Raw genomic sequence first — 10,719 nt, 5'->3', positions numbered from 1 at the left:
CTTCAGTGCATACCTCATGGTAAACCACCTTGCAGCTTACTAATGGTTCGAGACACGACTCTCGCCCATAAGGGACTTGCACCCTATAAATTAATACCCTACTTTTATGTAGGGAAAGATGCCCATGCTGGGCACACACATATGCTATGAATGAATGGGGTTTCATCGGTCAAGATATTTTGGTGGGCATTGGAAAGTCCGCCACAATTTTTAAATTTAAATCAAGGCGTGGCTATGTGCGAGACGAGAGATTAGTGCTTTCTAATCCCCACTCATCATAGCTAGACGTTACCTGCAATTTTGAACTCCTCCAACCGACTAAGACAATATTGAACAATGAATAAATACCAGCTTTTAGCCTATGTAAAACATTTTGTGTCACTAGATGACATTGAAGCTGAACAATTTGCTTCATGCTTTGAAGAGGTGAAAGTGAAAAAAAGACAATTCATAGTTCAGCCCAACTTCACAAACAAACATCGATCATTTGTAGTAAAGGGTGCTTTTAGGGCTTACACAATTGCAGATGACGGACAAGACCACACGCTTCAGTTTGCTATCGAAAACTGGTGGGTATCTGATTTCAATAGTTACATCTATCAGCATCCTGCCACCCTTTTTATAGTTGCTTTAGAGGATAGCACTATTTTACAAATTGAATACAGTAAAGAGCAAGAGCTAAAAAAGATCAACCATAAATTTGAAACCTTTTTTAGAATAATGGCTGAAAAGGGCCTTGCATTTGAACACCGAAGAATACTTTTTAATCTAACACACTCGGCAGAAGCACGCTATGAAAACTTTTTGTTGAATTTCCCCAACTTTGTTCAGCGTGTACCACAATACGCATTGGCTTCTTATCTAGGTATGACGACAGAGTTCTTGTCTAGAATTAGAAACAAACGAACTAAAAAAAGTTGAACTAGATCAACCTTATTTCTTAAACTACTTCATATTTATTGCTTTTGAATTGCTGGACTTTTGTCTTGTCGATATTGACACACAATTCAAAACAATAAAGAATGGAACAATCATTAAATGAAATCCTTTCCGCCAAAAACGAAATGGTGAAGAAAGGACAAATTGTGGAAGCCACAGAAAAGTATTTTGCTCCCCATGCCAAGACCATTGATTTTGATGGCACAGTAACCAACAACAAATCGGAAATGGTCACCAAAATGCAAGGATTTGCTGGTGCTATAGCTAAAGTAAATGGTATCACTTTGCATCACTCATCAATAAATGGAGATATTTCCTTTGCTGAATTCACCTTTGACTTTGATATGAAAGACGGCAGCAAAATCTTATGGCACGAGATTTTAAGAACCGTTTGGCAAAACGGACAGATTGTAGAAGAGCAATATTTCAAAGCATAAAAGGGAGGAGAATATGAAATTTGTAACAAAACAAATACACGCCTACTTGGATTATCCAGTTGCTGTGGCACTTATCGCATTACCCTTCATATTGGGTTTGGGAGCAGCTAACTCACTCGCCTTATACCTATCGGTAGTAACGGGAGTTGCAGCATTTATACTGACGCTATTAACAGACCATCAGTTGGGAGTTTACAGAATAATTCCTTACAAAGGACATCTTATTGTAGATGCTATGGTTGGGATTGTTTTCGTGTCTGCTCCTTTTGTGTTTTCATTCGATGGATTAGACGCATACTACTATTGGATAAACGGGGGAGCCGTTTTAACGGTAGTGAGCTTGCACAAACCAGAAGAGGCACAAAGCATTCAGTAAAAATTAAAAAATAAGAAAAATGAATCGATTCAAAATACCTTCAAGATCAGAGCTTTCCAGTTCAAATCAGGCAACCTATGATAAAGTTCAGGGGCAGCTAGGATTTGTTCCTAACATTTACACCTATATGGCAAAGCACCCTAATGCTTTGGCCGATTATTTAGCCTTCATTGGTAGAAAAAGCACCCTTTCCAACAAAGAAAAAGAAGCAGTTAGTTTAGTAGTCAGTCAAATCAATGGCTGTCAATATTGCCAGTCTGCACATACCGCTTTGGGTAAAATGAATGGCTTTACCGAAGAAGAAACCATTGAATTAAGGACTGGAAAGGCAAGTTTTGACCCAAAACTTGACGCCCTTGTAGCACTTGTGGTTTCTATCACAAAAAACAGAGGACAAGCAGAGAAAGAAACCATTGAAAATTTCTTCAAAGCTGGATATTCTGAAAATGAATTTATTGATGTCGCCTTTGTAATAGCCGATAAAATCATAACCAATTTTATCGCTATCACCTCTAAGATGACAGTCGATTTTCCAATAGCTCAAAGTATTTAATATAAACGTTCAATTTAAAATAAAAAAACATGAAAAATTCAATTCAAACATTCGTAATGGCAATAATAATGTTGCTAGGCACAAATGCCATTGCTCAAAATAAAATGGCCAACAATATTGATGATAGTAAAATCGCCTTACAAGGGTATAGCCCAGTTTCATATCTGGATTTGGGGATTGCTCAAAAGGGATTAAAAGAGTATAAGGTAACTTATGATGGGTTAGCTTATTATTTTACTAGTGAAGACCAAAAAAAGTCCTTCGAGACCAATCCTAAAAAGTATTTACCGCAATATGGTGGTTACTGTGCTTTTGGTATTTCTGTTGGAGCAAAATTCAGAGTTGACCCTAATAAATTTGTAGTGAAGGACGGCAAGTACTTCTTGTTTCTTTACGATTTGGAAGTAGATGCACAGCAACTGTGGTTGGCAGGAAATCACAAAGAGTTAATACAGAAAGCAGATGCCAATTGGGCGAAATTAAGCAAACAATAAAAAATCAATATTGAATTTAAAAGCATCTGAAAAAATCTCAGGTGCTTTTTATTTAAACCATTATGAAAAATAAAACAACTCAATGGATTACCATTGGTGCAGGCATAGGGATGATCTTCGGAGCTGCTTTAGATAGCATTGGTGTGGGATTGGTCATTGGAGCAGCGATTGGATTGATATATGCAAAAATGACTAACAAGTAAATCCATTCTTTTATGCACAAACTGATTTCAGAAATTAGAAATTGTACCGTTTGCAGAGATTTTTTGCCAAATGCTCCAAATCCAATAATTCAGGTAAGTACATCCTCGAAAATTGTAATCATAGGACAAGCTCCCGGACAAAGAGTTCAGGATAGCGGAATTCCTTGGGATGATGCCAGTGGCAATAATTTAAGGGAATGGCTTGGTGTTGATAAGCAAACATTTTATGATGAAAAAATATTTGCCCTTATACCAATGGGCTTTTGTTTTCCAGGAACAGGGAAGTCGGGTGACTTACCCCCAAGACCTGAATGTGCTCCTTTGTGGCATCAACAAATTTTAAAAGCTATGATAGACGTGAAATTAACCATATTGATTGGACAATATGCACAAAACTACTACTTAGGCAATGATTGTAAATCGACCTTGACGGAAACGGTTAAAAATTATATAGAATATCTTCCAAGATACCTCCCATTACCACATCCATCGCCTCGGAATAATATTTGGCAAGCGAAAAACGATTGGTTTCAAGAGAATGTGACACCCATTTTACAAGAAAAAATTTTGACATATATATAATTAGAATCATGAACCTAGAGTTTAAACGGCTATCAGAAGTAAATAAAACAAGCATTATTGAACTAATGAATAATCCATTGGTGAGACGCCAAATGCCTTTATTAACTAATCAATTCAATGAAAGCATATGTGATCAGTTTATTAAAGCCAAAGAAAAATTATGGGTTGAATATGGTTACGGCCCATGGGCTTTTATAGTTAATAGTAACTTTGCGGGCTGGGGCGGTTTACAGCCAGAGAAAGGAGAGGCAGATTTGGCAATTGTACTGCATCCTAATTATTGGGGAATAGGAAAAGTCATTTACGATAAAATCATGAAGAAAGCATTTGGTGAAATGGGATTAAAATCAGTAACTGTATTATTTCCACCATCAAGGACGCGAATAAATGGTTTAATAAGACTAGGCTTTAAAATGGACGATGAATTGGAAATTGGGAATACAAGGTTTATCAGGTTTAGAATAGAAAATCACATGACCCTGACTTAAACTGATGAAATAATAAAAAAAGCAGGTAATCGAGTAGATGGCCAGTGAGCAAATAGCCCACTGGTGCACCCCCGCCTGTCCGGCAAGGCAGGTCTCACACCACCGTACGTACGGGTCTCGTATACGGCGGTTCATCGAATCGAAGGTTGCGTATTCTGGTAGTAGGAAAGCATGGATTCATATCATACTGGTCTTATAAAACCTGGCAAATCACCTACTATGCCAGAGAGATACGAGACCAAGTGGAAAATTTATAATTTCAATTGATCTGTATTGAATCTTAGCATTTCGCAAGAACAACTTTGTTAGCTCTATCATCGGCGTGGACAGTCCGCATTTCCCACTCATCATAGCAAGTCCATATTTTGACCAACTAAGCATATATTTTTCAACATTTATGTCGTATTGATTTCAAAGTATTGAAATAATTGTTTCATTAGCTATCTTGTAAAAGATTTTAAATAGAATATGCCCCTCTAGATCGAAATAATCTGGTAAGACTAAAGAAAATTAATATGAACTGGAAAAATGTAACTATACCCCATCTCTTAATTCTGTTTTTTGTTCTGAGTTGTTCACAAAAATTGAACACACAATCTGGAGAATCTCAAAAAACTAAGTCTTCAGTCAATCCTGTGGTCATGGCTTATTACGTGCCGGAGCGTAATTATAAACCGGAAGAGATACCTGTTGAAAAACTCACCCATATCATTTACTCTTTCACCAATGTGATAGACGGAGAAATGAGATTTAGAAGGCCAGAAGTAGCGGGTCCAAAGTTGGAGGCACTGGTGCAGCAAAAGAAACGCAATCCTGATCTAAAAGTAATGATTGCTTGTGGTGGCTGGGGTGCTGATGGATTTTCAGATATGGCACTATCGGAAGAAAGTCGTACAAAATTCATTAATAGTGCTTCAGAATTTATCAAAAAGTATCAACTCGATGGTATGGATATGGACTGGGAGTATCCGGGAATATCAGGTGCCGGTACCATGGCACGTGAAGAAGATACTAAAAATTTCACTGCCCTGATGAAAGGTTTACGTAAGATGTTGGACACCTTTGATTCACCCAAACTCCTAACTTTCGCTTCGGCTGGCTGGAAACGCTATTATGATCATATCGAAGTGAATGAGGTGATGAAATATGCCGATTACACCAATGTGATGACCTACGATCAGGTATCGGGAGTATCTATTTACACGGGGCACCATACACCTCTGGGTAATGCGCGTAGTGAAGATATTATGGGCACACCGTTTTATGATCACCTGAATAGTTTGTATCAAAGCGGTAAAAATCCTGATCCTGATCCACGTTCTGCAATGAAAATTGTGGATTTCCTGATAAAGGAAGGCGTTGACCCTAAACAGATAGTGATCGGAGGTGCCTTTTACGGCCGGGTCTGGAAAGGAGTACCACCGGAAAACAACGGATTGTACCAGCTAAGCGGTGGCCTTCATATTGGATGGATGGCCTATCATCAAATTCGGAAAAAGTATGAACCAGACACCAATTTTCAACGCTATTGGGATGATAATGCCAAGGCACCTTTTATGTACAACTCTGCGGACAGTTTAATGGTATCCTATGATGATACGGTTTCAGTAGCACTCAAAACCAAATATACAATAGACAAAGGACTGGGTGGAATTATGTTTTGGGAATTAGGTAATGATACCAAGGAAGAGGGAACCCTGCTTGACGCAATTTATAAGGCCGCACATGAGTGAAACAAGCTTATATACTAGACAATGACTAAAGGGAGCGTACCCGACTAATCGAGCTATATCTAAAAAAACTACTGAAGGGTACCGAATTTCAGCACTTTGAGAATCTGATGAAGAAGGATTCATCCTTAAAAAAAGAAGTACAGTTGGGAGAGCTTGAAAATGCACTCAATGATAAAAGTGATTACAACATTTTTAAAGAGCAAATAGCAGATGTGTCCAACATACCTCTCCTCAATGAACCATTGAACCTTTCGACATAGGCGTTTTGGGTGGGCTTGCCAGGCTGATTATAACAAAATATCATGGCCTGTGCTCCAATCCTGTGTCATTTGGACAATAAACTTCAGCCATTTGACCAACAAGTTCAACAAGGTTTTTGAGAGAACTCCCTAAGCGATCCAGCTTGCCAAATAACTATCGTGGCACCTTCTCGGGTATGTTCTTAATAACTTAGAGAGCTCTGGCCTATCTGTTTTTGCTCCACTGGGTTTTTCCTTGTAGATTTTTTGACATCCTTCCTTGTGCAGTGCATCAATTTGCAGATCGAGATTTGGTCATGAGTACCGACCCTGGCATATCCTAGTTTCATTCTTTAAGTTAAAGAATCTCATCCAGGATATGATGAATGAACTTTAATTTTCTTAACTGGTTTTGTTTACTGAATTGATTAAAATCAAGTTAACTTAACCTGATAACAAAGAGATCAAGTGTTAATTAAGAAAAATCTGAAGAAGTACTCTACAATTCTTTACAACAACTTCACTTCAACCCGCCTGTTCTTTGCATGATCTTCATCTGTACATTTGATTTTATCCTGACAGGCATTCAATAATTTTTTTTCACCAAAATAATTTACTGTTATTTTATCTGATGGATATCCTTTCTTTATCAGATACGATGCTGTTGAATTCACTCTCTTTTTCGAAAGGTTTAGATTGTAAACTTCATCTCCTCTGCTGTCAGTATGCCCTGATAGTTCAAGGCGTACTGCTGGTCTGTTATCACTAATCAAATCCTTAACAAGTTTATCCAGTTGTTGTTTTCCTTCAGGGTTCAATTCAGATTTGTCAAAATTAAATTTGGGGGTAAATATTTCTGTTCTGCCATCCAAAATAAATCCTTTGCCCTTAATAAACTCATCTATATTGCCTTCAATTTCATGCCAGAGACCATTCACAAAAAGATAGTTATCACGAATAGCACCATTATTTATACTTATAAGTTGTACTTTTTCAGGTTTCATCCTTTGCTTCGGAATACTTTTAAATTTTAAATCAATCAAAAAAGTATCAACACCCATAGCAATTGCATTTGTAGAAAAAGGGACTGAAATTGGTTCATATCCTTCCTCTTCTCCTGTGATCAGGTAATTACGTTTGGTTAGAGCCGGAATAAAAAGACTATCTCCTTTTTCCGTTCTCTCAAATGAAACTTCCTCGCCTGTACTGGTTTCTGTGATTTCCAGCTTACCTATAAACGGTCTTCCTGATTTTTCATGCAACATTCTTGCACTCACCATCACCACTCGTGACAACTCGGAGCGTTTGAAACCCAAGTCAACCGGATCTGTGGTATTTATATAATCATCTGAGTTTATATCTTCACTTATTATCGAGTTATGCTGGTCAGGTTTGGCGGTTATTCTATAGTGCCTACTTCTGAGTCCTTTAAAAATGACCAGATTACCATCTCTTTCAAACGGAACTTCTTCTCCTGTTTCAACATCGATAATACTAAAATCCCCCATGACTGCCTGCCCTGTTTCCTGATCAATCATTCTGGAGGCTATATTGATACGAAATATGCTAAAACTATAAATATCATCTTCACCTAAACCACCTTCCCTATCGCTCGAAAAATAACCAAATTGTTCCTTCTGGTTTATTATAATCCCAAAATCATCCGATGGGCTATTCAAAGGAAAACCCGGATTAAGTACCCGGTCAGGATTTTCCAAATTGATATGGAATATATCAAGACCTCCAAGTCCTTGGTGACCGTCACTGGAAAAATACAACCTACCATTCTCATCTATATAGGGAAATTGCTCATTACCATTGGTGTTTATTTTGTCCCCCAGATTCTTTGGAGATGTCCAACTACCGTTTTTAAAATGTGTTATATATAAATCCGTGCCACCATACCCGTCAGGCATATCACTGGAAAAAACAAGGGTACCTCCAGTATTGTCAGTAGCAGGATGACCTACAGAGTACTTCTTAGAATTAAAAGGTAATGGAGTCATAGAAGTAACCTTATGATCGGAATCATAAGTTGTATGATAGATTTCCAATCTGACTATTCCTTTTACATTCTCAAGACTGCTCCGTGTTTGATAGGACTGTTTTTGATCATCAAAAAAAACGAGAGGGCCTTCATGAAATTTGTTTTTTTCTCTTTCATTAAACTGCGAAACTTTAGAGTCATTGTTGCCTGTATTGATATAATAAAGATCAAGATAAGGATCGTAACTCCTCCTGTTTACACGCTGAAAAGGCTTCTTTGAAGCTCTGGAAGACACAAAAACAATACCTTCATCGAAATATGCCGGAGCAAACTCAGACTTCTTGGAATTAAAATCCATCAATTCCACTACATAAGAAAGCGAGTCTAGGAAAAAATCTTCGTATTTTTCAAAAGACTTAATTCTGTTTTTTACTTTTTCACCACCACCTAATGTTTCAGCTTCAAGAAACATAGCTTCAGACTTTTCTTTTTCCCCCAAGCTCATTAATACATCTCCATAGTCTATATAAAATTCTGGATTCTTTAATCTTCCAGATGTCAGGGCTTTTTCATAATAATCCGCTGCGGCTTCCAATTGACCTAACTTCTTATGAGAATTCCCCAATTTCACCAATACACCTATATTATCAGGTTGATAAGCAAGTGCTCTTTCAAAATAATCAATGGCATCTACGTATAATTCCTTCTCATACTTTTCATCCCCCAATAAATTGTAAGTGTCTTTTCCACCAACCAATGGGAGGTCTTGTGAAAAGGATATTTTCGTTAAAAAAATTAAAGCAATTGATACTAGTATTATTCTTATCATCTTTATTCAACTTTATGGTTTAGGTTAAAAATACCTAGGGGTAATGACATGCTTATCGTTGATTCTAAATCTATAGTTGACCATAAACTCATGTGATGTAGTAGTTCCCTGGCTCAGGGTTTCATCCAATACATAGTCCATAGAATACCCAATTCTGAGCTGTTTACTGATATTAAATTGCAATAAAAAATTAAGAGATTCTGGTGGTCTATAAGACAAACCAAGCCACACAAATTCTTTTATCAAAGCGTTCAAATTAAGGTTGAAACCTACTGGAGATCCTGAAACTGCCTTTACCAGGAAGTTGGGCTTTATCTTCAATGATTCGTTCACTGTAAAAACATATCCTCCTATTAAGAAATAGTGGTTTTCTTTAGAAAAAAGAGTGTTTCCGTCTCGGCTTACTGCTGAATTCAACATTGTCGGTGAGGATAATCCCAAATAAGCATTGGGGGTTGAATAAAATATTCCTGCGCCAATATTGGGGAGAAAACTGCTTACATCTCCACCTTGAGATGGATCATTCGTTATGGTTCGTGCTTTTGAAAAGTCAATACTATAACTTGAAAATCCTGCTTGCAAACCAAAAGCCAATGTATTTCCCTTACGCATCTTTATTCTATAAGCATAACTAGCTTGTAGGTTATTATCATTGGTAAACCCTATCTCATCATGGCTAAACTGCAAACCCAATCCAATATTTTTGCCATTAATTGGACTATGGATCGAGAGAACCTGAGTATTGGGTGCCCCTTCAAAACCCACCCATTGAATTCTACTCAAAGCAGTTATGCTAATCGCCTCGTGGCTTCCTGCATAGGCAGGATTAATAGCCAAACCATTGAACATGTATTGACTAAACTGAGGCTGCTGTTGCCCGTAGACATAAACGGAAATAATCGCCAGCAACACGGTGAAAATTATTTTTGTGAATATTTTCATTATTATATTTTTTACTTTCAAATTATCTCCTTATTACCACAAACCCCTTTATGATAGATGAACCATCACCAAGGTCAATTACATAAAAATATGTACCCGATGGAACCCCATTTCCTGAATTAAGGACTAAACCTTCAGTAGCTCTACCATCCCAAGCCCTGTCAGAATTATTATATCCCTCTATCTCAGAAACCTTATTCCCATTTCGATTATATATAGTGACCCTATTGGAAGGATAATTCTCAAGACCTGGAAGCATCCACATATCATCTACACCATCCCCATTAGGGCTAAATAAATTAGGCATTATCATTTGTGCGCAAAGGTCTGCATCTTGAAAATCCGGTATTCCGTCCTGATCACAATCATCATTATATAGGTTACCATCACCATTCCCATCCTCATCTGAATCTAAAATACCATCTCCATCTGTATCAGCATTAGAATCTGCACTGAACACAACCCCTACCGGACTGCCATTAGTCACTGTCTCATCTACTCCATCGTCATTGTCTGTATCTATCTGAGCAGTTACTTCAGCCGTTCCTGCTACCGTTGAGGTCAATGTTACACTCACCTGACCATTAGCATCGGTCTGTACTACTCCGGTGTTGCTTAAGGTGCCTAAGGTTGTTGAAAACTGTACTTCTACTCCGGCTGTGTTGATGTCATTGCCATTCACGTCTTTCAATTGAACAGTAATGGTCGCAGCTTCTATACCGTCGGCTACTCTAGTTAAGTTCACCCCACTGATTGCTGTGCCGGTATCTGCCACACTGATTGACCCTACTGTAAAGGTGATCTCAGCATCATCAGTGATCGCTACTGCATCCAGTGCACCACTGATTGTTACGGTCTCAGCTACCACATTCGTTACGGTTGCCGTATAGGTCCCATCATTGTTGTCGGTCACGCCA

14 protein-coding genes and 1 pseudogene are annotated in these 10,719 nt (G+C 37.9%); 10 read left to right on the top strand and 5 right to left on the bottom strand.

All coding sequences use genetic code 11. The features are described 5' to 3' along the window. Nucleotides 1–336: 336 nt before the first annotated feature. From AAOP42_RS00585 to AAOP42_RS23720, 10 genes are all read left to right on the top strand, one after another. Nucleotides 337–921, top strand: coding sequence for a Crp/Fnr family transcriptional regulator (locus tag AAOP42_RS00585; RefSeq protein WP_349526505.1), 585 nt, complete (start codon nt 337–339; stop codon nt 919–921). A gap of 101 nt (nt 922–1,022) precedes the next feature. Further along, entirely contained in the window at nt 1,023–1,376 is a 354-nt protein-coding gene (locus AAOP42_RS00580; protein WP_349526504.1) for a hypothetical protein, read from the top strand. Between the two features lie 13 nt (nt 1,377–1,389). Next, nucleotides 1,390–1,752, top strand: coding sequence for an SPW repeat domain-containing protein (locus AAOP42_RS00575; RefSeq protein WP_349526503.1), 363 nt, complete (start codon nt 1,390–1,392; stop codon nt 1,750–1,752). Between the two features lie 19 nt (nt 1,753–1,771). Further along, on the top strand, nt 1,772–2,305 hold the full coding sequence (locus AAOP42_RS00570) for a carboxymuconolactone decarboxylase family protein (protein WP_349526502.1): 534 nt from the start codon (nt 1,772–1,774) through the stop codon (nt 2,303–2,305). Nucleotides 2,306–2,334: 29 nt separating this feature from the next. After that, nucleotides 2,335–2,799, top strand: coding sequence for a YHS domain-containing (seleno)protein (locus AAOP42_RS00565; protein ID WP_349526501.1), 465 nt, complete (start codon nt 2,335–2,337; stop codon nt 2,797–2,799). A gap of 62 nt (nt 2,800–2,861) precedes the next feature. Next, nucleotides 2,862–3,002 (top strand): hypothetical protein, encoded by a 141-nt coding sequence (locus AAOP42_RS00560; protein WP_349526500.1) that lies wholly within the window; start codon nt 2,862–2,864, stop codon nt 3,000–3,002. Nucleotides 3,003–3,014: 12 nt separating this feature from the next. After that, entirely contained in the window at nt 3,015–3,584 is a 570-nt protein-coding gene (locus tag AAOP42_RS00555; RefSeq protein WP_349526499.1) for a uracil-DNA glycosylase family protein, read from the top strand. Nucleotides 3,585–3,592: 8 nt separating this feature from the next. Then, nucleotides 3,593–4,072 carry a GNAT family N-acetyltransferase gene (locus AAOP42_RS00550; RefSeq protein ID WP_349526498.1) on the top strand — a complete coding sequence of 160 codons (480 nt, stop codon included), beginning with the start codon at nt 3,593–3,595 and terminating at the stop codon, nt 4,070–4,072. A gap of 584 nt (nt 4,073–4,656) precedes the next feature. Further along, entirely contained in the window at nt 4,657–5,805 is a 1,149-nt protein-coding gene (locus AAOP42_RS00545) for a glycoside hydrolase family 18 protein (protein ID WP_349526497.1), read from the top strand. 107 nt (nt 5,806–5,912) lie between these two features. Continuing rightward, entirely contained in the window at nt 5,913–6,065 is a 153-nt protein-coding gene (locus AAOP42_RS23720; RefSeq protein ID WP_502947631.1) for a hypothetical protein, read from the top strand. Here AAOP42_RS23720 and AAOP42_RS23715 read toward each other — a convergent pair. The 5 genes and pseudogenes from AAOP42_RS23715 to AAOP42_RS00520 form a co-directional block, all read right to left on the bottom strand. After that, a pseudogene (locus tag AAOP42_RS23715) lies at nt 6,020–6,149 on the bottom strand (integrase core domain-containing protein); the annotation flags it as partial. The gene AAOP42_RS23720 and the pseudogene AAOP42_RS23715 sit on opposite strands and share 46 nt — an antisense overlap. A 45-nt stretch (nt 6,150–6,194) precedes the next feature. Next, entirely contained in the window at nt 6,195–6,308 is a 114-nt protein-coding gene (locus AAOP42_RS00535; RefSeq protein ID WP_349526506.1) for a hypothetical protein, read from the bottom strand. 245 nt (nt 6,309–6,553) lie between these two features. Further along, nucleotides 6,554–8,860 (bottom strand): OmpA family protein, encoded by a 2,307-nt coding sequence (locus AAOP42_RS00530; RefSeq protein WP_349526496.1) that lies wholly within the window; start codon nt 8,858–8,860, stop codon nt 6,554–6,556. Nucleotides 8,861–8,884: 24 nt separating this feature from the next. Further along, nucleotides 8,885–9,802, bottom strand: coding sequence for a PorP/SprF family type IX secretion system membrane protein (locus AAOP42_RS00525; RefSeq protein ID WP_349526495.1), 918 nt, complete (start codon nt 9,800–9,802; stop codon nt 8,885–8,887). A gap of 22 nt (nt 9,803–9,824) precedes the next feature. After that, nucleotides 9,825–10,719, bottom strand: an 895-nt coding sequence (locus AAOP42_RS00520) for a T9SS type B sorting domain-containing protein (RefSeq protein ID WP_349526494.1), incomplete at its 5' end; no start/stop codon positions are given.

It is taken from the genome of Reichenbachiella sp. MALMAid0571, assembly GCF_040151475.1.
GTDB lineage: Bacteria > Bacteroidota > Bacteroidia > Cytophagales > Cyclobacteriaceae > CAXBNB01.
This window is presented reverse-complemented; position numbering and strand designations above follow the sequence as displayed.

Excerpts from the sequence above, each read along its gene's own strand:
- AAOP42_RS00585 (WP_349526505.1), top strand. The coding sequence starts at position 337 with ATGAATAAATACCAGCTTTTAGCCTATGTAAAACATTTTGTGTCACTA.
- AAOP42_RS00580 (WP_349526504.1), top strand. The coding sequence starts at position 1,023 with ATGGAACAATCATTAAATGAAATCCTTTCCGCCAAAAACGAAATGGTG.
- AAOP42_RS00575 (WP_349526503.1), top strand. The coding sequence starts at position 1,390 with ATGAAATTTGTAACAAAACAAATACACGCCTACTTGGATTATCCAGTT.
- AAOP42_RS00570 (WP_349526502.1), top strand. The coding sequence starts at position 1,772 with ATGAATCGATTCAAAATACCTTCAAGATCAGAGCTTTCCAGTTCAAAT.
- AAOP42_RS00565 (WP_349526501.1), top strand. The coding sequence starts at position 2,335 with ATGAAAAATTCAATTCAAACATTCGTAATGGCAATAATAATGTTGCTA.
- AAOP42_RS00560 (WP_349526500.1), top strand. The coding sequence starts at position 2,862 with ATGAAAAATAAAACAACTCAATGGATTACCATTGGTGCAGGCATAGGG.
- AAOP42_RS00555 (WP_349526499.1), top strand. The coding sequence starts at position 3,015 with ATGCACAAACTGATTTCAGAAATTAGAAATTGTACCGTTTGCAGAGAT.
- AAOP42_RS00550 (WP_349526498.1), top strand. The coding sequence starts at position 3,593 with ATGAACCTAGAGTTTAAACGGCTATCAGAAGTAAATAAAACAAGCATT.
- AAOP42_RS23720 (WP_502947631.1), top strand. The coding sequence starts at position 5,913 with ATGAAGAAGGATTCATCCTTAAAAAAAGAAGTACAGTTGGGAGAGCTT.
- AAOP42_RS00530 (WP_349526496.1), bottom strand. The coding sequence starts at position 8,860 with ATGATAAGAATAATACTAGTATCAATTGCTTTAATTTTTTTAACGAAA.
- AAOP42_RS00525 (WP_349526495.1), bottom strand. The coding sequence starts at position 9,802 with ATGAAAATATTCACAAAAATAATTTTCACCGTGTTGCTGGCGATTATT.